This is a genomic window from Bradyrhizobium yuanmingense (assembly GCF_029167105.1).
Lineage (GTDB): Bacteria > Pseudomonadota > Alphaproteobacteria > Rhizobiales > Xanthobacteraceae > Bradyrhizobium > Bradyrhizobium yuanmingense_A.
The window spans coordinates 145,962-167,928 of record NZ_JARFML010000006.1 but is presented as its reverse complement, the minus strand read 5'-3'; the positions used below and the strand labels follow the sequence as shown (position 1 = coordinate 167,928).

Sequence of the window (21,967 nt, the reverse complement as noted above, 5' to 3'; positions counted from 1 at the left end):
CAACACCGTCAGCCGCAAGCAACGTGCCGGTGGCTTGCTCCTGTACGCGTTCGTGCCCATTTGACCCTCCCAGAGTCCTTCGATACGTTGCACTCAACCTCCGCTGTCAACTCAAAGTGAGTCACGACCAAGGTGAGCGCATTCGTCTCTGCGACCAGCAAAGCTGCCGATTCCCCATCGCCAACCCGCTCCAGTTTTCGACGCTTTACTGTCGGGTTCATTGGATTTGTAGCGATGCCTCCGCTCGCCCTCTCCGCGCTCATCGTATTGGTCGATCCCTATTACGTGTTTGGGACCCCTGACATTCCGGGGATCAATGTCGTACGGCCACGATACGAAAATCACGTTCCCGCTGTGAAGCCGTATCAGGTGCGACGGATCAAGCCCGAGGCGATCATGTTGGGGAGTTCCCGCGCCGAGGTCGCGCTCGATCCGCAGCATCCCGGATGGAACGGCAAGAACGTCTTCAACTTCGGCCTGCCATCGGCCACGAGCTACGAGGTCATGCTGGCGTTTCTCCACGCACAATCAGTCGCACCGCTCAAGCAAGCCGTGATCGGCCTGGATTTCTTCGGCTTCAATATCTTCTTTCCGCGTGACCAGGCATATCTGGAGAGCCGATTTTCAGGCGACGGAGTTCGGGCGTTCGCTGATTTTCTGACAACCGAGCTTGCCGCGCGCCGGCCCGATAGCAACAAGAAGCCTTCCGCCTCCGCTGCGACACCTGCGCCCGGCGAAGTGGCCCGCTCGGAGGCTCAGCTGGCACCTCGAACGGAGGCCACCGCCGATCCCGTTTGCAGAAATGCCGAACCCGAGAAATGCACGCAAGCAGGGATGGCGGAGAGCAGCCCCTCTATCGACTGGAATGAGGCTCTCTATTTGCGGCTTCACCCTGATGTCGCCGCCGAAGTGCGTCGCGGCACGTTCACCAGCGGCTATCATCACTATCTCGCCGCCGGGCGCGCCGAAGGTCGGCAGACCGGAGTGCCGACGCCTGGCTGGAACGAGGCGCAATATCTTCGGATCTATCCCGATGTCGCCGCGGAAGTTCGGCGAGGCACCTTCGTCAGCGGCTATCACCATTATCTTGCCGCCGGGCGCGCCGAAGGCCGGCAGGACGGCACACCACCGCCCGACTGGAACGAAGAGCTTTATCTGCGCGTCAACCCCGACGTGAAAGCGGAGGTCACCCGCGGCACCTTCATCAGCAGCTATCACCACTACCTCGCCGCTGGCAAACAGGAACGTCGCGAAGGCGGCTTCACGCCGAAGGTCTGGAGCGAAACGAGATATCTTCAAGTCAACCGCGACGTCGAATATCAGGTTTCGCAAGGTTCTTTTCTGAGCGGTTATCACCACTATCTGGCGGCCGGACGAGCTGAAAAGCGGATGGGCGGCTTCCCTCCCGATGGCTGGGACGAGGCGAGCTATCTGTCCAGAAACCCCGTTGCCCGTGTCAGATTAGCGCTTGGCGAATATAGCGACGGCTACTCGCACTACGCGGCAGTCGGTCAAAAGCAGGGGCTGACGGGTGGATTCCCGTCCGCCGATTTTGGGGACGCGCTATTGTCGCATTCGCAAAGGCTCGAGAAAGCTGCGTTCCAGATCGGCGAGCTCTTCCGCCTGGTTCTTTCGACAACCGCCGTGCGCGATACGCTCGCGACGCTTCGCGGGCAATCGGAGCCCCTGCCCTTCAACGGCCGTGGCATGCGCATCTGGGACTGGCAGGACGACAGCATGCGCAAGAACGGCGGAAATGGCCGCGTTTTCCGCAACAACATCCTGAGCTGGCGGTGGTACATCTGGCTCATGCCACCGCGATATATGTATTGTTTCAGCAACCCCGACACCGGAATGAGCAGTTTCGAGGCCTTCCGCTTCCTCGTTCGGCGGGCCCATGAAAAGGAAACCGATCTGCGGCTCTTCATGACGCCGCTCCATACATCGGTTCGGCACCTATTCGTGGCGCTCGGCCTCTCCGACCGATACGAATTCTGGCAGCGGGAATTGGTCCGCATCAATGAAGAGGAGGCAGCGCGCGCCGATCGCAAACCATTTCTCCTGTGGGACTTCAGCGACGCTAGCTCCGTCACGCGTGAAGTCGTTCCAGAACGCATCGACCTGACGCCGATGCGCTGGTTCTGGGAGTTTTCCCATTACCGCCATACGGCCGGCGATCTCATCCTCGATCGCATCTTGGATCGTCCGGAATCCGCGCTGCCCGCCGATTTTGGCGTCCGCCTCACGCGTGAGAATATCGATGCGCACCTCGCCCACAGCCGGGCGGGAATTGCCGATTGGGCGGCGACCAATTCCGGATTTGCAACGCAGATCTCGGCCGCAACTCAAGGCCCCAAGGTTCAGAATCGTCAAAGCAAAGCGACTTGTTGGTGAACCTTGCTGTTCAACTCGCCCATCTTCCTGTTCGTCTTCCTGCCGATCACGCTCGTTGGCTTTTACCTGCTCGGTTGGTGGCGAGGGCGGAATGCCGCGTTGCTGTTCCTGCTGGCGGCGTGCCTGGTCTTCTATGCCTATTCGAGCCTGTTTAACTTCGGCCTCTTCCTCGTTTCCGTGGCCGTGAATTTCTTCTTCGGCTACGCGATCGCACACGCCGGCCTGAATTCGCGAGCCTGGCTGATCGGCGGCATCGTGCTCAATCTCGCGCTGATCGGCTACTTCAAGTACACCGGCCTGATCGTCTCCAGCATCGACCAATTGTTCTCGGCATCGTTCGTCATCCCAACCATTGCGCTGCCGGTCGGCATCTCCTTCTACACGTTCGAGCAGATCAGCTATCTGATCGAGACCCGGCAACGGAAACAAGCTGAATCCTCGCTGGCGCGCTATTCGTTGTTCGTCAGCTTCTTTCCTCATCTGATCGCCGGGCCCATCATCCGCCCGCATCAGCTGCTGCCGCAGTTTTCCGCGCCGGCTTTCGCGCTGTTCTCCTGGCAGAACTTCGCGCTCGGCATCAGCTTCCTGCTGTTCGGCCTGTTCAAGAAGACCATCATCGCGGACAGCATGGCCGCTTACGCGACACCGGTGTTCGCCTCGGCCGCGAGCGGCGGAACGCCCGGCTTCCTCAACGCTTGGGGAGCCGCCCTGGCCTACACATTCCAGATCTACTTCGACTTCTCCGGCTATTCGGACATGGCGATCGGGCTTGGCCTGATGTTCGGCGTCGTGCTCCCCTTCAATTTCAACTCACCCTACAAGGCGACGAGCATCATCGACTTCTGGCGGCGCTGGCATATCACGCTGTCGCTGTTCCTGCGCGACTACGTCTACATTCCGCTGGGTGGCAACCGGTCCGGCCCGGCCCGGCGCTATGTCAACGTCATGCTCACCATGCTGATCGGCGGCCTTTGGCATGGGGCCAATTGGACGTTCGTCGCCTGGGGCGGGTTGCATGGCCTGTTCCTGCTCGTCAATCACGCCTGGCGAAATCTTCGCGGCGAGCGCGAGGCCAATGGCTTCCGGGAATGGATTGCGCGGGTTGCCACCTTTTTCCTGGTCGCGCTCGCCTGGGTCTTCTTCCGCGCCGAGAGCTTCGATGCCGCGCATCGCATTTTCGACGGCATGAGGGGACTGCACGGCTGGCTCCACGGTCCCCTCCTCGACGCAGCTCCTGGCCTCTCGGAGACGCTGAAGGCGCTCGGGGTCAGCGTTGAAGACAACTGGCTCGCCGGCGGACTTTTGCTCAGCTGGTTTGTCGCGGCATTCGCGATCGCGTGGGGGCTGCCGAACACCCAGCAGTTCCTGCTTGGCGAAGGCCGTTCGAAGAATGCCCGGCTGGCCTGGCGTCCGACGCTGGGATGGGCGACGGCGCTTGGCCTGCTGTTCGGCGTTGCCTTCACCTACAATCTGGTGGCGGCCAATCGCGTCAGCGAATTCATCTACTTCACCTTCTGAGGCAGCGTGGCCTCCGGCCGCCCCATGCCGACGACCTAGCCCATCTGCTCATAGAATGCGAAGCCTTCCTCGACGCCGCCGAAGAAGACGCTCTCGCCCTTGGACAGCACCAGCGCCTTGGTGCACATCAACCGGCACAGATCTTTTGAATGCGACGCGAGCAGCAGAATGCGAGCGCGGCTGACGAACTGGTTCACGCGCTCGCGCGCCTTCTCCTGGAAGTGCGCATCGCCGGCGCCGATGCCTTCGTCGATCAACAGGATGTCCGGATTCTGGGCGGTCGCAAGCGCGAACGAGAGCCGCGCCTGCATGCCTGCCGAGTAGACGCGCGTCGGTAACGACAAATAGATGCCGAGCTCCGTGAACTCCTCGATGTCGCGCACTAGGTCCTGATACTCGTCGCTCGGCCAGTTGTAGAGATTCGCGATCAGCCTGATGTTCTCATATCCGGTCGCATCGGCATTGAGCGCGATGCTGCCGCTGAGCAGCGTGAACGCGCTTCCCTTCACGTCCACCGAACCGGTCGAGGTCGGGTAGATTCCGGCAACCAGCCGCAACAGGGTGGTCTTGCCTGCACCGTTGTGGCCGATCAGGCAGACACGGTCGCCCTCTTCCAGGTCGAGCGACAGGTTCTTCAGGGCATGAATGACGATGATGCCATTGGTGCGGCTTGCCGAGTCGGAGCCGACCCGGGCATTGCTGAACGACGGCAGGCGGACCAGGCGGAGCGCATGGCTGTCGTAGATCGGGATGCTGACGTTGACGTTCTTCAGACGAACATGAGCCATCGGTCAGCCGTGCCCTAGACGCAGAACGCGAGTTGACCGCGCATCCGGCGGTACACCAGGAATGCGAGGCCATAGCCGGCGACGGTCACGCCGAGCACCGTCAGATAGTGCGTCAGCGGCGGGACCTCGCCGAGGAGAGGATTGCGTATGATCTCGATGAAATAGAACAGCACGTTGTATTCGACGAGAAACTGCCGGTTGCTGGCGATCTGCCGATAATTCCAGAATACCGGCGTCACGAAGAAAGCAAGCTGCATCAAGTTGCGCACGATCAGCTCGACATCGCGGTACCGCGCGCAAATGAATCCGAGCACCATCACGACCCAGAAGCCATTGACGAACAGCAGGATGATACCGGGGATCGCCAGCAGGCTCGTCCAACCGAGCGGGACGAGCGCAAACACGAGGCCGAGCACATAGATGATGGCGTGATGGCCGAAGGTGATCATGATCTTGAAGACGGTCCGGCCGACATAGAGACCAAGACCGAGCGTGGAATTGCTGAGATAGCCGGCATTTCTGACGAAGACGCCACCCCCTTCGATGACCAGCGCCGATATGGCCGACCACACGATGATGCCGACGCCGACATAGGCGATGATGTCGGAGACGCTGCTGCCGAAGATTGCCGACGAGACGACGCTCAGGCCCAACAGCATCACGAGAACGTTGAGCGTCTCCCACAGGGGACCGATCCTCGACCGCCGATACTGGCAAACCGTGTCGAGCCATGCCCAGCTCAGGGCATTGGACAACGTGTTCAAGCCCCCGCGGATCGCTGACGCCATGGGATGCGGCTCTGATATCGGCTTTACAACGGTTGAGACCAAGACCACTCCCGACTTCGTGCACGCCCCGCCTCAGGCGCCGCGCTCCATATCGCACCCAACGGGCAGACCGGACGAGACGCCCGCGCAAAAGAACTGGCAATGCGCCCGCGAGATCACTCCGGTCGTCAGGCCCGCAAGCGGGCTTCGTAGCGGCGATAGACGCCTTCGATGCTCAGCATGGCATCTCGCCCAAGCGCCCCCTGTTCGCACGCCGCGACGCTGGCCAAGACTTCGCTACGCGTTAGCATGCCTGGAATCACCGTGGCAACACCGTCCACCGTAAGACAAAACCGCAAAGCCAATGCAGCGCGATTCCCGGGCGTATCGGCCAGATCGAGGCTGCCGACGACCGCTTCGGCGGCATCGATCCAGGTGACGATCCGATCTCGTGGCCATCTGCTGCGGTGATCATTGGCGGGAAACAGGGTGTCCTTGCCGATGCCTCCGGCCAGAAATCCCGAGGCGAGCGGCGTGCGGGCGATAATGCCAATGCCCCGCGATGCCGCCTGCCCCGGCAATCCGGCATCGATCGCACGCCAGTCCAGCATATTGCAGTTGACCTGAAGGCACCCGACGCCGGCCACATCGATCAGCGCGAGCGCATCATCCGGCGAGAGCGTCGAGATGCCCCAGCACCTGACCTTGCCCTCGGCCACGAAGCGCTGCATCAACTCCACGACCTCGGAGCCGCCAATGACGGTGTCCGGCGTGCCATTGTGGAGCTGGAGCACGTCAACGTAGTCGGTCCGCATCCGGCGCAGACTGCCTTCGAGCGACGTCCGCAACGCCGCAGGGTGGAAGTCATATCCACGATAGGACGCCGTGATGCCGGCCTTGGTCGCGATGATGACATCGCTTCGGCGCCCCGCAAAGCACGCGCCGATCAGCTCTTCGCTGTGACCGTCTCCGTAAACATTCGACGTATCGTAGAAGGTGATCCCGTGATCGAACGCGGCGTTGAGAGCGCGAAGCGATTCCTGATCGTCGGTCTCGCCGTAGGACGTGGCGCCCGGCGTGCAGCCCCCGATCCCCCAGGCCCCGAAGCCGATGGCAGAAACCATCATTCCGGTTGAGCCGAGCGGCCGATAGCGCAAGGGCGTGGCCCGCTACTGAGGGTCAGTAATGTCCGGCGAGCTGCGGCTCGGCCGGGATACTGCGGTTGACATAGAGATAGGCGCCCTTCTTGTTGCCCCACCACACGACTTCACGGCACCAGTCGAGGATATCGGAATAGCGAGACTTGCTACGCTCGATCAACACCTCGGACGGCGCCTCGCGCAACGCCGCCGGCGCGCCCTTGCGCACATTGTCGCAGAATTCGAGGACGTTGTAGCGCGTGGACATCCTGAGATCGTCGAGCACGAAGGGTTGCGAGATCAAGGCTGCGTTGAGCTTGATCGCCTCCTTCACCGCGCCTTCGAGCAGCGGCCAGGATTGATCGACCATCGACTTTGCGAGCAGATCCGGCAGCAGGCACTCCGCCTCCGCATAGAACGTCCGCAGCCGACCTTCTGCAGTCAACTTGATGAACGCGTATTCGTCAGCCGGCCAATAGATCCCGAGCCATTCCTTCGAATAGACGTATTCCGGCCCGCCGTGCTGCATCGACAGTGCCTCGCTGTCGAAGAACTCGCGTATGCCGTGAATGACGGGATATTCTTCCTTCGAAGCCGCCAGGAACGCATCGATGATGTCGCGATAGGCGAGCCCGCCGAGCTCGCATGCCACCATCATCGGCAGTTGCAGCAGCTTGTCGAAATGCAGGAAGGCCGCCATCCAGCCGAACACCCGCGTCTTGCGCCAATCCTCCGGTGGCAACGAATAGGTCGAGATCACGAGGTCCTGCACCTCGGGCACATCGTCGGGCATCTCTTCGCGCGTGCCGTGGATGTTGATGATCTCGGACTGCACCGTCACCATCCCGAACTTCTCGAGATAGTCGGGGTTGCCCATTTCCGCGTTTGGCAGAATGGTGAGATTGTTGAACTGCACGCGGTTGTGCTGACCAAGCCGGATCAGCTTGTCGACGCCGTTCCGGAACGTGTCATAGGTCTCGCCGGGCAGCCCGAGGATAATATCGCTATAGGTCTCGACCTTGTCGGCCGTGAAGCGCCGCGCCAGCTCGAAATAGGTCTCCAGCGAGATATTGTCGCGCTTGATGTTCTTGAGCGTGGTCGGATCTAGACTCTGCATCGACAACGCGACGCCCTTGTTCAGCTTCGCGTCCGCCAGAATCTTCTGGGTCTGGTAGGCGCGCTCGGTGGCGTTCTTGGTGTTCTGCACCGAGAACCCATGCGGAAATCCCGTGCGCTCACGGATGGCGGCCACCGCCTCCGCGATCTCGACGTCGCGCTTCTGAATGCCGAAATTGGCGTCGCAGACGAAGATATATTTGACCTCGTGCGCGGCGAACCAATCGAGCTCACGATGCAGACGATCGAATTCGAACTTTGTCACCTTGCCGGCAGTCGCCGAGCCCCAGTCGCAGAACGTACACTGGAACGGACAGCCGCGATTGGTCTCCCACAGACCGATCCACTGCTCGTCCGGGTTGCGGGCGATCAGATCATCGAAGATACCGTTCAGGAACGGCGACGGCAGCTCTTCCAGATCGCGCATCCGCTCGACGGGCGCGGCGCGCACGAAGTCACCGGCCGCGTCGATGTAACTGATGCCGCGAATTCCGCTCCAGTCGCGCTCCGGAAGCCGGCTCAGCAGCTCAACGAAGGTCTTCTCGCCCTCGTTGTGAACGACGAGATCGATGAACGGATTGCTGCGCAGAAAGCTTTCGGCATGATCGGGCACGTGCGGCCCGCCAAAGATCACCAACCGGTTCGGGTGAAGCTGTTTGATGCGGCGCGCCGCCTCGAGCGATATTCTGGCGTTCCACACATAGACACTGAAGCCGACGACGTCGGCACCTTCCACCCGGTCCACGATCTCCGACACCGGAATCCGCTTGTAGATCATCGGAAGGAATTCGAACTTGCCGGGCGGCAGCCGGTGCTCAGCGTAGGATTGCAGGCAAGCAATCGAATACGGCAGGTAATTCTGACCGGAAAAGCTATTATTGATCTGGACGAGCCCGATCCGAACCATCGTCAGTTCCCAGACCCTCACCCGCTGAAGTAATCATGGCCGATTGGATACACGCCAGATCGGCCGTCAACAAGTCAATACCAAATAACTTCTCGGCCACATAGAGCCCGCCGAGGGCCGCGGTCTGGTCAAAACGGTGGGATTTCACCAGGTCGAGCAGCTCGGATCGTGGCAGGAACCGTACGGTTCCACGTTCCGTCCGTTGGAATCCCTCCGCTTCATGGGCTCCCAGGCCCACGAAAAAATGGTCGACCACGTCCTCCCGCTGAAGGGCCAGGCGGCACGGAGTTATCAAGTGCCAATGCTCGCAGACCAGCCCGGTCTCTTCCAGAACCTCTCGCGCAACGGCGGTCTCGAGCGTCTCCCCCGCATCCACCGATCCCGCCGGCATCTCCAGAGTCACCCGCCCAAGCGGCGGGCGGTACTGCTCGACCAGGACGACTGCTCCCTCGCGATCGAGCACGAAGGCAATGACGCCACTCGGACGGACCACGACATAGTAGGGCTCCGTCGTTCCGCTCGGCTCTTGGCCTGGGTCGACGGTCCTGATCTCAAACCAGGGCGTCTGAAATACGGTCTTGAACTCACCCGTCATTTGGCAGAATCACGTTGTTCGATTGATGGACCGTGCGCATTTTGGCACCCAGTCGAGAATGAGGCAGACAGCGACAGGCACCAACGCCTTTGTCGATCGAGATCGGCAACAGCAGGCTAATTCGTCACGGCCCCCTGGGAAGCGCGACCCCAGCGAAGACCGCCCATACGACTATCGATCTCAGCAAGCCCCCTCGGCGCGAATTGCCTCGCGCTGATAGTCGAGCAGATCGCTCAGCGTTTGCCGCGCCGGAATTTCCGGCTTCCAGTTCGTCGCCTTGTGGAATTTTCCGGAATCGGGAATCTGCAACGTGACATCCGACGGACGCAACCGTTTTGGATCCACCTTGTGCTCGATCGGCACGCGTGCCAGCGATTTCAGAGTCTCCAGGATGTCGCCGACCGTCATCGTCTCGCTGCCGCCGATGTTGTAGACTTCGCCGCCTGGACAGTGGTCGAGCAGCAGCTTGTAGGCCCGCACCGCATCCCGCACATCCGCGAGCGTGCGCACGCTATCGAGATTTCCGACCATCACCGGGCCGCTCTTCTTGCGTGCCTCGATCTGTGCGATCTGCCGTGCAAACGAGCTTTCCGCAAAGACATCGCCGCGACGGGGACCGGTGTGGGTGAACATGCGGGTTCGCACCAGGTCGAGGCTATATGACAGCCCGTACTGGCAGGCGATCATGTCCTCGCCGACTTTGGAGACCGCATACGGGCTTGCAGGGCGAAGCGGCGCCTGTTCGGTGATCGGGACTTCGTCGGGCCTCACCTGCCCATAGACCTCGGACGAGGAGCAGATATGGACCCTCGGATTGATTCCGACGATTCGGATCGCATCCAGCAGATTGCATGTGCCGATGATGTTGCTGTTCAGGGTGTCCGCAGGCGCGACAAAGCTCATATCGACGTAGGACTGCGCCGCCAGATGGTGGATGCGATCAGGCTTCACACTGCGCATCATCACGACCAGGGAGTTCAGGTCGCGCAAGTCGCCCTGATGAAGCTTGATCTGTGGCAAAATGCCTTTGATGTTTTGCAGTGGACTCCGCCACCGCACCAGCCCGTGGACCTCGATCTCGGGAAACGCCGACAGGAAATATTCCGCCAGATGGCTGCCCACCATCCCCGTGATACCGGTGATCAGGACTTTCATGATTTCATACGGAAATTCCGCCGTCCCTTTGCGAAATGATGGGAGTGTGGATGGGCCACCAGATTTTCAGTTCAGGATCGTTCCATAGCAGCGTGAATTGCGAGGACCGATCATAGGTTGTAGTCTGTTTGTAGTGAAACATCGCAGACTCAGTCAACACCACATGGCCGTTGCCAAACCCGGGCGGAACCAGAACCTGCTCGCGCTTCCGATCCGACAGCGTCAAGGCGGTCCACTGCCGATACTGGGGCGACTCCGGAATATTGTTGACCACCACCAGATAGAACGCCCCCTGGAGGCACGAAACCAGCTTGGCCGTCTTTCTGTCGCCGTGAATGCCCCTCAAGACATGCTGCCGTGAAACCGAAATATCGTCTTGAATGAAGTCATAGGCGATGCCTGCGGCCTTGTATGCAGGGTCGTTATAGAGTTCGACATATTCACCGCGAAAGTCCTCAAATACCGTGAGCGGCTCCACGACCAGCACGCCGTCCAGCGGTGTCTTTCGTGTCTTGGGCGGCAAATCAGCCGTCATATCAAACACCCTATTGGTCGTCGGGCAAATACCATTTATTGATTGTACCCCCAACTATAGCTACGTTTCCGCACCACGCAAACTCGAACTTGTTTTGCAACCACAGGTGAAATCATGGCCCGCAAAGCCGGCGGGTCCACAACGCACTTTACCGCGACGAGCTAAATCCGGTGTCGCTCCGCTTCGCGCGAGCAGGCAACATTTTCCAATTGGCCGCGCGTCGGAAGCTCACGGTCGGCGTGTCGAGCTCGTTGCGTCGATGCCGGGAGCTCTGCAAGTCACCGGGCGGCTCAGCTCTCCATCGATGGCCTGACAAAATGAACGATATCGTCGCGGCAACTCTCCCTTCGAGCGCCACCCGGCCCGCGCGTAATGTGCTTGTCACCGGTGCGCGCAGCGGCCTCGGACACTCCGTGCATCGCGCGCTCGGCGGAGTTGCCTTTGTGCGAGGGACATCGATCGACAACCCCGCGATTCGCGCCGCGGCGCCGTTCGACGCCATCATCCATTGCGCCGTCAACGCCGCAAAGGACGTCTCCATGAAGACGGCCTATGGCTACATGGCTGACAATTTCCTGCTGACGCAAAAACTGGTCGACATTCCGCATCGCAAGTTCATTTTCGTGTCGACGCTGGCCGTCTATCCGCCGACTGGCCGCGCCGTCCGCGAAGATGAAGACATTGACCTGCTGCCGCTCACCGGCCCTTATGCTTTCACGAAACTGTTCTCCGATCTCTATGTGCAGGAGCACGCGACCGCGCCCCTGATCCTGCGCACGACCACCCTGCTCGGTCCCTCCATTCGCGCCAGCACGGTCCACCGGGCGCTGACCCAGCGGGATTGTCAGCTCTTCCTGGCGCCGACCGCACGCTACAATTTCGTGATGCACGACGAGATCATCGAATTCATGGTTCAGGCCATGGATCGAGGCCACACCGGCGCGTTCAATCTGGGATCAGAGGGCCTGGTCCATTTGTCCAGCATCGTTGATCAGCTCGGCCTGTCCGTGCGCTATGGCGACTATCCGTATGACATCGGGCCGGTCGACAGCCGCAAGGCTGGCGCGCTCCACTCCGCCTTTGCTCGGCCCTCCTGGCAGACGTTGAACAGGTATATCGATTGGCTTGGCCCCGCCTATATCGGCACCGGTCGGCTGCGGGGCCCCTGATGCCCGAAGACGTGCGGAACGAGAGCTTTCGCCTGTATAGCACGGCAACTTCACGTAGGTGTCCGCGATCTCGGGCACTCACTAGACGCGCCCATGATCCGCAGTGTAGATAAAACCAGCTGCAAGACATGGCCAACCTCCGATCCGCGACACCCCAGGCGAGCTTCATGGCAGACATCAAGACGCAAAAGCACGATGCCATCGTGCTTTCGAGCCAAAGCGAGAAGGACCTGCAGCTCAAATTCGTTGAGAAGCTCAAGCAGGCGCCGTTGCCGGAGGACGAACTCCTCGCAAATCTCGGCCTGTTCCTATCCTCGAAATCGCTTTCGCGAATTCTGTTTTTCTATGAGATCTACCGCAAGATCATCAACACCCATGGCGTGGTGATGGAGTTCGGCGTTCGCTGGGGCCAGACGCTTTCCCTGCTGTCGGCGCTGCGCGGAATTTTCGAGCCGTTCAACCGGCACCGCAAGATCATCGGCTTCGACACCTTCGCCGGCTTCAAGGGCATGAGCGACAAGGACGGCAAGTTGTGCAAGACCACAGACGGATCGTTCTCGGTCAGCGAAAATTACCAGCAGTATCTCGGAGAAATTCTCGCGCTGCAGGAAGCGCTCAATCCGATCTCGCATCTGAAGAAATTCGAGCTGGTGCAAGGCGACGCGACCGAAACGATCCCGGCCTATCTGAAGCGCCAGCCGGAAACGCTGGTGTCCCTCGCGATCTTCGATTTCGACATCTACCAGCCCACCAAGGTCGCGCTCGAAGCAATCAAACCGCATTTGTTCAAGGGCAGCGTGCTGGTGTTCGACGAACTCGCTGACGATATCTTCCCCGGTGAGACCATTGCTCTCCGCGAGGTGTTCGACGTCACCAATCTCAAGGTCGAGCGGATGCCGATGACCGCGCGTGTCTCCTACGTGGTGCTTTGATGGACGATATCTGCAGGAAGATCCGGTCGGAAATTCTCAACGTCTCGAACAAGAGCGGGCACGGCCATATCCCCACGTCGTTCTCGATCGTGGAGATGCTGACCGCCGTCTACCAAACCATGCGGCACGATCCCAAGCGCCCCGACATGCCGGAGCGCGATCTGTTCGTCCTGAGCAAAGGGCATGCGTCGCTCGGCTTCTATTGCACCCTCGCCGCGCACGGCTATTTCAGCTTCGAGGACGTCTATGAGTTCGGCGGCTTCGACTCCCGCTTCGGCTGCCATCCCGACCGCACCAAGGTTCCAGGTGTGGAGGCCTCGACCGGTTCGCTTGGCCACGGCATCGGTATCGCAGTCGGCATGGCGCTCGCCGCCAAAATCGCCGGCACGAAACGCAAGGTCTACACCCTGATCGGCGACGGCGAATCCAACGAGGGCAGCGTCTGGGAAGCGGTCATGGTCGCGGTCAACACCCGGCTCGATAATCTCACGGTGTTGTACGACAACAACCAGTCGCAGGGACGCTGCCTGCCGATCGGCAATCCGGCCGAACGCTTCACCGCCTTCGGATGCGACGTATCGGAGGTGCACGGCCACGATCTGGCGGCCATCAAGCAAGCGCTCGCCAAGCCGACCGACCGGGTCCGCATCCTCGTCTGCAACACCGTGAAGGGCTATGGCTGCGAAACCCTCTCCGAGAATGTCTATGAATGGCATCGGCGTGCGCCGAAGCCGGACGAGCTGACCAAGCTTCAAGGGGAGCTCCATGCGGGCGCAATTTAAGAATACCGTCTCGGAGCTGGCCGCGCAGGACGACAGCATCGTCATCGTACTCGGCGACATCAGCGTCTACATGTTCAAGGACTTTTGGGAGAAGCACCCGAACCGGTTCTACAACATGGGCATCTGCGAGAACACGCTGGTCAGCGTCACCGCGGGTCTGAGCTCGCAGGGCTTCAACCCCTTCGTGCATACGATCTGTCCGTTCCTGACCGATCGTAGTCTCGAGCAGATCAAGCTCGACATGTGTTATAACAATTTCGCCGGCAACATCGTGACCTGCGGCGCGACCTTCGATTACGCCTGGGACGGCGCAACCCACCATGCCTATACCGACCTCGCCTCGTTGCGCATGTTGCCGAACATGGAAGTCCTCCATCTCGGCTCCAAGCGGGAGGTCGACGCACTGATCCGGTCGCAGTACAGGAGCCCGCGGCCGACCTATTACCGGCTGTCGGATCATCCCCATACGATCGAGACCAATACCGAGTTCGGCAAGGGCACGGTGCTGAAGGACGAAGGCGCACCCCTGACCGTGATGACCGCGGGCCCGATCCTCACCAATGTGATGGAGGCGTGCCGCGACCTGCCGGTCAACCTCGTCTATTTCCATACCCTCAAGCCGATCGACAAGGCGCTGATCGAGCAGTTCCGCGATACCGAGATCCTGGTCGTCCACGACGCCTACGGACTCTACGAGGCGATTTCCGAAGTGCCGGCCCTGCGCATGCGTTATCATGGGCTGCCGGACGCATTCTGCGGCTGGTACGGGACCGTGCACGACATCCGCAAACGCATCGGCCTGGATCCGGCCTCGATACGTAGTGCCGTACAGACGCGGCTCGCGGACCGCTCCCAGGCCGCCCGGGCTCGCTGAACGCCGACGGAGCATTCCCCTCGCGCCTGGTCGCGCTGAACGATATCTGGGCCGCTGATGTTTTTTCAACGCCGCCTTTCTCTGGTGACCGGCGGAGCCGGTTTTATCGGCACCCACCTTGCCCAGGCGCTCCTGAACGCGGGCGGCCGGGTGCGGCTTGCCCTTCACGAGCGCGCACCGATCATTTCCGATTCCCGTGTCGAGATCGTCCGTGGCGACCTTACCGACCCTCAGGATTGCGTCAGAGCCATGCAGGGCGTGCAGCTTGTCTTTCACGCGGCAGGCGCCGTGTCGGGCGCCGGCGGCTCGTCCGAAGACGCCATGGCCGGAATCGTCAAGAACCTGAATTTGACGGCGCAGGTGCTGCACGCTGCCTGGGCGGCCAAAGTCGAACGTATCCTGATCTTCAGCAGCAGCACGGTCTATCCCGCAACAGACCACCCGATCCGGGAAGACGAGTTGGGCGAGCAAGAGCCACATCCGTCCTATCTCGGCTATGGCCGGATGCGTCGCTATTTCGAACATCTGGCCGAGTTCGTGGCCAGCCGCTCGACCGTCAAGATCGCGCTGGTCCGGCCGACCGCCGTCTACGGCCCGTATGACGATTTCGAACCGAGCCGCAGCCACGTCATTCCCGCGCTGGTGCGCAGGGCCGTCGAAAAGGCAGACCCGTTCGAGGTATGGGGAAGCGGAAGCGAAATGCGCGATTTTCTCCATGTCGAGGATTTCGTGCGCGGCTGCCTGCTCGCGATCGAGAAGCATGCGACCTGCGATCCAATCAATATCGGATACGGATCGGCCATTTCGATACGTCAAGTGGTCGAGACCATCCTCAAGGCGGCAGGACACGACGTTTCGCCGCGCTTCGATGCATCAAAGCCGACAACGATCCCGATCCGGACCGTCGATACATCAAAGGCTCGACGGATCCTCGGCTTCGAGCCGCAGATTTCGATCGAGGCCGGACTGGGCGACCTCGTCCGCTGGTATGCCGCCCGGACGGTAAGCTAGCAGGACCCTACTGCCGGTCAGACGGGTCGCCAGATCGTCTGCGAATAGCCTTCGTGCAAGAGGCTGCCGAATTCCACGCGGTGTTCCTTGACGATTTGGATACGCCCTTCTGCCTGCAAGGCGTGGAGCGCGCGCGGCATCCCGTGCAGGAAGTTACGGATCGCATGCCCGCGCATGGCCAGATGATCGATGAAATTGGCGGGATCGTACCACTCGTAGATCGGCTCGACGAAAACGCACAATTTGGGGCGCTTCGCCAGCAGGAAGTCGACGAAGGCGCCGAATGAATCCGATACCTGCTCGAGTGCGGCAAACGTATAGACGACGCTGTTGCGTGGAATCTCGATATCGTAGTCGGGCTTGTAGAAATCGAACAGACGCCCTTCTGTGTTCCAGCCGCGCAATTTCTTCATGTTGTTGATGATCTCGCAGGACGGTTCGGCCCAGTCGAGACCCGTGATTTTCTTGTCCGGAAACATCTGCGCGAGCACACTGACGTGGCCACCTGAACCGCATCCGAACTCAAATATCTGTTCGCTGTCCACCATATAGGTTCGGAACAGCCATTCCTGATATACCTTGCGCCAGTTCTGCTCGAAGTTCGGCTCGACCGGCTGGGCATACCGCCGGTAAAGCCGGACCGGCATGTTCGGACGAACATATTTCGGCGCCAGCGCGTCGACATCGCCCTTGCTGGTCACGAAATCAGCGAGGTTCTCGCCCCATCCCTTGATCCAGCGCGACTTGTCGCCGGGGACGACAATCGAAAACTCCTTGCGGCGGATGCGTTCGAGCAGGCCGGTCACGACATCATCGAGTTGCTCCCCTTCGATCCAGTCATATCGCCAGTTGCATCGCGCGATCTCGGCAAGGCAGCCTGGCGGCAACTGATCCGCGGGATGTCCCAGAAGGCGCGCGAAGTCTTTCGTCTCAAGGGAATGACTCGTCATGTGCTGATGCTGTCCATTTAGAAAATCGCGTAAATAAAAGGCGCGACCGCTGAGCCTTTCGACAATACCAGCAGTGAGCCGAATAGCAGCGTCATGATGAGATCGGCAATAGCCAGAACTTCTTCCGGACCCGTAGGAACATCGAGAATTCGCTCAGAAACGAGAGCATGTCCGACCTCGGAAGCGACGATGCATCGAGTCCGGGCGGGACGCCGACGGCTTTTCGCGCATGATTCAACAAGCTTCCGCGAACTATTGCATGTCCCAGATCGATCGGGAATAGATTTTAGCGACCAGGGGTTGCAACCTCCGGCAATGGAAGGCTCCGCGGGGCCGAAACGCTAATAAGAGGATGGAAGTCGCAGCGAATATTCCGCATCTCGACCGCTCCGGCAGCCAGGTAGTGCTCGATCCCGGACCGGAACATCTTGCTGATGATCGAGTTTCGAAGATCGCCATACCCAATCAATCCAGTACGCCGCGCCTCCGCAGAAATTGCATCACCTTGTCGGCGAGATGTTCGGCGCTCTCGGTTGCCGTGTCCAGGATCAAGTCCGGATGCTCCGGGGGCTCGTAGGGCGAGTCGATGCCGGTGAAATTGCGAAACTCTCCGCGCCTTGCCTTGCGGTAGAGTCCCTTCGGATCGCGCTGCTCGCAGATTTCGACCGGCGTATCGACGAATATCTCGATGAATTCGTCTGCGGCGACGATTGCGCGCGCCATCCGTCGTTCAGCGCGGAACGGCGAGATCAATGCAACCAGCGTGATCAGGCCGGCATCGACGAAAAGCTTGGCCGTCTCGGCGACGCGGCGAACGTTCTCGACCCGGTCCGCTTCCGTGAAGCCGAGGTCGCGGTTCAATCCTTGGCGGACATTGTCGCCATCGAGCAGGTAAGTTCGCTTGCCTAATGCGTATAGCTTCCGTTCGAGCAAATTCGCGATTGTCGATTTCCCCGCGCCCGACAACCCCGTGAACCAGATGATGATCGGGCGCTGACCGTTCAACTGCGCACGTGCAGCCTTGGTGACGTCGAAATCGGCGTGGTGAATGTTGGCGGCGCGGTTGAGGCCGAAGCGGATCATGCCGGCCCCGACGGTCTCGTTGGTCAACCGGTCGATCAGGATGAAGCCGCCGGTCGTCCGGTTCTCCTGGTAAGGATCGACCGCGATCGGCTCGACGGTCGCGATATTGACGTAGGCGATATCGTTGAGCGCAAGTTGCCGCGCCGCCAGGTGCGCATAATTCGTCACGTCGACTCGGTACTTCAGAGTCGTGATCGTGGCCCCGACGGTCCGGTTGCCGCACTTCAACAAATAGCTGCGCCCCGGCAACAAGGGGGCCTCCGACATCCAGACGAGATCGCAAGCGAACGCATCGGCAATCTGCGGCGGTTTGTCCGGACTGGCGAGCAGGTCTCCGCGCGAAACGTCGATATCGTCGGCCAGTAGCACCGTGACGGCATCGCCCGCACCGGCCCGCGCCAGGTCGCCGTCCATCGACACGATCCGCTCAATTCGTGTCCGAACGTTGGTCCGCGCAATCAGGACCTCGTCGCCCGGATGCAGTTCGCCGGACGCCACCGTCCCGGCATAACCGCGAAACGTCGCATCCGGCCGATTGACCCATTGCACGGGCATCCGGAGCTGCGGCGCCGCATCGGCGTGGATCTCGACGATTTCGAGTTGTTCCAGCAGCGTCGGTCCGTGATACCAGGCCATGCGGCCGCTGCGCCGCGTGACATTGTCGCCCAGCACGGCGGATGTCGGAATTGCCATGACGCTCCGAAAATGAAGAGAACTGGAAAACCCGGCAAAGGCATCGCGGATGCCACTAAAGATACGTTCGTCGAAATCGACGAGATCCATCTTGTTGACGGCGAGGACGATGTCCCGGATGCCGAGTAGCGCACAGATGAAGCTGTGCCGCTGAGTCTGCTCCAGCATGTCCTGGCTGGCGTCCACCAGCAGAACGGCCAGGTCCGCGTTCGACGCTCCCGTCACCATGTTGCGCGTGTAGTGCACATGGCCAGGCGTATCCGCCACGATGAAACGCCGGCGCGGCGTCGCAAAGTGATGATAGCCGACATCGATCGTGATGCCCTGCTCGCGCTCGGCCTGCAGCCCATCAAGTAGCAGCGCGGCGTCGGGTGCGTCGCCGGTCGTCCCGACGGCCTTCGAATCCCGCTCCAGCGCCCGGCGGCGGTCCTCGAACACCGCGCCGCAATCGAGCAACAATCGTCCGATCATTGTCGACTTGCCGTCGTCGACCGATCCGCAGGTGATGAGGCGCAGCAAGTCGCGCTGGACCGCTCCTCCCTCCCGGCCCGATGGCGCTTTCACCTTTGGATCAGAAATAGCCTTCACGCTTCTTTCTTTCCATCGATCCGGTCTGATCGAAATCGATCAGCCGGCCCTCTCGCTCGGACATCGAGGCCGTCTCCAGCTCACGCACGATATCGCTGACCGTCGCTGCGCTTGATTCGATCGCACCTGTCAGCGGATAGCAGCCCAGCGTCCGGAAGCGGATGGCAAGATCCTGCACGACCTCGTCGGCGCCGATCGGCAGCCGCGCGTCATCGACCATGATGAGGTTTCCGCCGCGCCTCACCACCGGCCGTCGTGCCGCGAAGTAAAGCGGGACGACCCGAATGTTCTCATGCTCGATATAGCGCCAGACATCGAGCTCGGTCCAATTGGAGAGCGGAAAGACGCGAATGGATTCGCCTGGCGCGATGCGGCAATTGAAGACGTTCCACAGCTCCGGACGCTGATTTCTCGGATCCCAGACGTGGTTTTTCGAACGGAATGAGAACACGCGTTCCTTGGACCGGCTCAGTTCCTCGTCACGCCGCGCTCCGCCGAACGCAGCATCGAAGCCATGCGCAGTCAGCGCCTGTTTCAATGCGTCGGTCTTCATCACGCCGGTGTAGGCGGCGGAGCCGTGCTGAATCGGATTGATGCCCTGCTCGAGCCCTGCGCGATTGATGTGGACGATGAGATCGAGCCCGAGACGCTCCGCTGTTTCATCACGAAACCGGATCATGTCGCGAAATTTCCAAGTGGTGTCGATGTGCAACAGCGGGAACGGCAGATTCGCCGGATGAAACGCCTTGCGCGCCAGATGCAGCATGACCGAGGAGTCCTTGCCGATCGAATAGAGCATGACCGGCTTGCGGCATTCGGCGATGACTTCACGGAAGATGAAGATCGCTTCCGCTTCCAGGCGACGCAGATCATCGGGCAGATGATTCATCACCGACGCTGCCCTTTGTCGGGGTCGGCGCATCCGGGGCGTTCATTTCGCGCAAGGCATACCGGGAGCATGTCAAAACTTGCCATACGATTGCGAAGCAGACCAGCCCGTTTACGAGTGGATTTCGAGGCGTCTCACCATGGAGCCTGGCATTAAGCTCCAGCCGCACCGCTTGTTCGTTCCAGTGTGGACCGGTTATAGTCAGAGCACGCAATTGATCGGGACGTCAGCTTGACGCTCATTTGGCAACCGGGCGATGTCCCATTCGGGACCGCGGCGTCGAAACCGCAGACCGACTATCGCCGATTTGCATTTGCCGTTTTGGCATTCCTGCTGCTTCCCCCCGCGGCATTCGCCGGCTTTACGATTGCGGTCGATCCTTACTACGTTGGGGGGGCGCCGAGTTGGCCCGGCATCAACGTCGTGCGCCCCGCCTACGAGCCGAAGGTGGTCATCGCCAAGCCGTACCAGGTCGCCCGCCTGCGCCCTAGCGCCGTTTCACTGGGGAGCTCGAGGGTCGAGGTCGGCATCGATCCCCGGCATAATGGCTGGGCACCAGGCACCGTCTTCAATTTCGCCCTTCCCTCGTCCAATTCCTACGCCGTGATGCTCGCATTCCTGCACGCGCAGAAGCACGGCGCTCCGCTGAAGCAGGCTGTCGTCGGTCTCGATTTCTTTGCTTTCAATATGAACTTCCCGCTCGCTTTGACATTGCAGGAACAGCGCTTTGACGAGGGCGCCGTTCGGGAATTTGCCTGGTATCTCGACGGCGCGCTTCGCGATCGCCCGAAATCCGCGGCGACACCGGCGGCCCCTACGGGTGACTGGAACGAAGCGCTTTATCTTGCCGTCAATGCGGATGTGAAAGCCGCCATCCTTCGCAAGGAATTCAAGTCCGGCCGGGAGCACTTCGAGCTGGCCGGCCGGACCGAAGGCCGCAAAGGGGCCGCAATGCCCGCAGACTGGGACGAAGCGGGCTACCTCCAAGTCAATCCCGACGTTGCCGCCGCCGTCAAGGACGGCCCTTTCGTAAACGGCTATCATCATTGGCTCGCAGCCGGACGGGTCGAAGGACGGCTGGGCGGTTTCAGGCCGGCCGATTGGAATGAAGCGCGATATCTCGCCGCCAATCCCTTTGTGCGAATTCGAATAGCGCGCGGGGAATATCGCGACGGCTACCTGCACTACGCCGCGACAGGTAGCAAGCAGGGCCTCAGGGGGGCCACCGCTCCCGCAACCATGCTCGACAGCCTGATGCTACGGTATCCCTCGTTGAGCGATGCGGACTATCTGGCCAGGGACCGGTTCAGTCTGCTGTTCTCGACGACCACTCTTCGCGACGCCATCGCGACTCTTCGCGGACAGTCCGAGCCCGTCGTTTTCGATTCCCGGGGCATGCGAGTCTGGCACGGTCAGGAAGCCGTTTTGGATCGGGTCGGCGGCACGACCGTGGTCATTCGCAGGCTGCTGAAGAGCTGGAATCCCATTTTGGTTGCGCCGAAGATGCAATACTGTTTCACAAATCCCGAAACGGGAATGACGACATTCGATCCGTTTCGTTTCATGATCAGGAAGGCCTACGCCGGCGGAACTGATCTCCGGCTGTTCGTGACACCGCTTCATGCCGTGGTCCGCGCCACAATCGAAGCTCTGGGGCTCGGAGAGCGTTACGCATTCTGGCTCAATGAGCTGGTCCGGATCAACGAGGAAGAGGCATCAAGAGCCGGCCGGCACCCCTTCCCCCTTTGGGACTTCAGTGCGCCCAACTCCATTACCACCGAGCCGATACCTGAGCTCGGGGACCGTTCGCCGATGCGCTGGTTTTGGGAGCGGTCGCACTATCGAAAACAGACAGGCGATCTCATTCTCGACCGGATATTCGACTCGACCGATCCCAATCGTGCGGTTCCTGCCGACTTTGGTACGCGCCTGACATCGGCAAACATCGATGCGCACCTCACCGGCATAGCGACCAATCTCGCGAATTGGAGCGCACATTCGGATCTGGCGTCGCAAATTGCCCGTGAGGTCGGCAAGCCAGGCAAATTCAACCGACAGGCTGAAGCTACCTGCTGGTAGACA

General features: G+C 60.6%; 18 protein-coding genes and 1 pseudogene. 8 read left to right on the top strand and 11 right to left on the bottom strand.

The genetic code is table 11. The features are described from left to right. Positions 1-234 precede the first annotated feature (234 nt). Positions 235-2,394, top strand: coding sequence for a hypothetical protein (locus P0R31_RS10280; protein ID WP_275513976.1), 2,160 nt, complete (start codon positions 235-237; stop codon positions 2,392-2,394). Between the two features lie 3 nt (positions 2,395-2,397). Next, a complete protein-coding gene (locus tag P0R31_RS10275) occupies positions 2,398-3,912 on the top strand; it encodes an MBOAT family O-acyltransferase (RefSeq protein ID WP_275513975.1) in 1,515 nt (504 codons plus the stop codon). 35 nt (positions 3,913-3,947) lie between these two features. Here the strand turns inward: P0R31_RS10275 and P0R31_RS10270 are convergent, their stop codons facing one another. From P0R31_RS10270 to P0R31_RS10240, 7 genes are all read right to left on the bottom strand, one after another. Then, positions 3,948-4,700 (bottom strand): ABC transporter ATP-binding protein, encoded by a 753-nt coding sequence (locus P0R31_RS10270; protein ID WP_275513974.1) that lies wholly within the window; start codon positions 4,698-4,700, stop codon positions 3,948-3,950. Positions 4,701-4,714: 14 nt separating this feature from the next. Continuing rightward, positions 4,715-5,488: an ABC transporter permease gene (locus tag P0R31_RS10265; RefSeq protein WP_275513973.1), complete on the bottom strand. Its 774-nt coding sequence runs from the start codon at positions 5,486-5,488 to the stop codon at positions 4,715-4,717. Between the two features lie 167 nt (positions 5,489-5,655). Beyond that, positions 5,656-6,594: an aldo/keto reductase gene (locus P0R31_RS10260; protein WP_275513972.1), complete on the bottom strand. Its 939-nt coding sequence runs from the start codon at positions 6,592-6,594 to the stop codon at positions 5,656-5,658. 52 nt (positions 6,595-6,646) lie between these two features. Next, on the bottom strand, positions 6,647-8,629 hold the full coding sequence (locus P0R31_RS10255; protein ID WP_275513971.1) for a B12-binding domain-containing radical SAM protein: 1,983 nt from the start codon (positions 8,627-8,629) through the stop codon (positions 6,647-6,649). Continuing rightward, on the bottom strand, positions 8,598-9,224 hold the full coding sequence (locus P0R31_RS10250; RefSeq protein ID WP_275513970.1) for an NUDIX hydrolase: 627 nt from the start codon (positions 9,222-9,224) through the stop codon (positions 8,598-8,600). The genes P0R31_RS10255 and P0R31_RS10250 overlap by 32 nt, the downstream gene beginning before the upstream one ends. Positions 9,225-9,404: 180 nt before the next feature. Further along, positions 9,405-10,379: a GDP-mannose 4,6-dehydratase gene (locus P0R31_RS10245; protein WP_275513969.1), complete on the bottom strand. Its 975-nt coding sequence runs from the start codon at positions 10,377-10,379 to the stop codon at positions 9,405-9,407. 4 nt (positions 10,380-10,383) lie between these two features. After that, positions 10,384-10,914 (bottom strand): dTDP-4-dehydrorhamnose 3,5-epimerase family protein, encoded by a 531-nt coding sequence (locus P0R31_RS10240; RefSeq protein ID WP_275513968.1) that lies wholly within the window; start codon positions 10,912-10,914, stop codon positions 10,384-10,386. A 443-nt stretch (positions 10,915-11,357) separates the two neighbouring features. Between P0R31_RS10240 and P0R31_RS10235 the strand changes: the two genes are divergently transcribed. The 5 genes from P0R31_RS10235 to P0R31_RS10215 all read left to right on the top strand — a co-directional run bounded on the left by P0R31_RS10235 (position 11,358) and on the right by P0R31_RS10215 (position 15,682). Then, positions 11,358-12,083 carry an NAD-dependent epimerase/dehydratase family protein gene (locus P0R31_RS10235; protein ID WP_343299305.1) on the top strand — a complete coding sequence of 242 codons (726 nt, stop codon included), beginning with the start codon at positions 11,358-11,360 and terminating at the stop codon, positions 12,081-12,083. A gap of 167 nt (positions 12,084-12,250) precedes the next feature. Beyond that, on the top strand, positions 12,251-13,015 hold the full coding sequence (locus P0R31_RS10230) for a hypothetical protein (protein WP_275513966.1): 765 nt from the start codon (positions 12,251-12,253) through the stop codon (positions 13,013-13,015). Further along, a complete protein-coding gene (locus P0R31_RS10225; RefSeq protein WP_275513965.1) occupies positions 13,015-13,797 on the top strand; it encodes a transketolase in 783 nt (260 codons plus the stop codon). The genes P0R31_RS10230 and P0R31_RS10225 overlap by 1 nt, the downstream gene beginning before the upstream one ends. Continuing rightward, the gene (locus P0R31_RS10220; RefSeq protein ID WP_275513964.1) at positions 13,781-14,671 is read left to right on the top strand and encodes a transketolase family protein; all 891 of its coding nucleotides are present in this window, start codon (positions 13,781-13,783) and stop codon (positions 14,669-14,671) included. Before P0R31_RS10225 ends, P0R31_RS10220 begins: the two co-directional genes overlap by 17 nt. Positions 14,672-14,728: 57 nt before the next feature. Further along, the gene (locus P0R31_RS10215; RefSeq protein WP_275513963.1) at positions 14,729-15,682 is read left to right on the top strand and encodes an NAD-dependent epimerase/dehydratase family protein; all 954 of its coding nucleotides are present in this window, start codon (positions 14,729-14,731) and stop codon (positions 15,680-15,682) included. A 17-nt stretch (positions 15,683-15,699) separates the two neighbouring features. On the opposite strand, the gene P0R31_RS10210 is transcribed toward P0R31_RS10215, so the two are convergent. The 4 genes and pseudogenes from P0R31_RS10210 to cysD all read right to left on the bottom strand — a co-directional run bounded on the left by P0R31_RS10210 (position 15,700) and on the right by cysD (position 19,885). Then, positions 15,700-16,488, bottom strand: coding sequence for a class I SAM-dependent methyltransferase (locus tag P0R31_RS10210; RefSeq protein ID WP_126255403.1), 789 nt, complete (start codon positions 16,486-16,488; stop codon positions 15,700-15,702). Positions 16,489-16,649: 161 nt separating this feature from the next. Then, positions 16,650-16,801, bottom strand: a pseudogene (locus P0R31_RS10205) (DUF5989 family protein). Between the two features lie 296 nt (positions 16,802-17,097). Next, complete coding sequence (gene cysC / locus P0R31_RS10200) at positions 17,098-18,996, bottom strand: adenylyl-sulfate kinase (protein WP_430516815.1); 1,899 nt, start codon at positions 18,994-18,996, stop codon at positions 17,098-17,100. Further along, positions 18,980-19,885: a sulfate adenylyltransferase subunit CysD gene (gene cysD / locus P0R31_RS10195; RefSeq protein ID WP_275513962.1), complete on the bottom strand. Its 906-nt coding sequence runs from the start codon at positions 19,883-19,885 to the stop codon at positions 18,980-18,982. The genes cysC and cysD overlap by 17 nt, the downstream gene beginning before the upstream one ends. 231 nt (positions 19,886-20,116) lie before the next feature. Between cysD and P0R31_RS10190 the strand changes: the two genes are divergently transcribed. Further along, a complete protein-coding gene (locus P0R31_RS10190; protein ID WP_275513961.1) occupies positions 20,117-21,964 on the top strand; it encodes a hypothetical protein in 1,848 nt (615 codons plus the stop codon). Positions 21,965-21,967 lie beyond the last annotated feature (3 nt).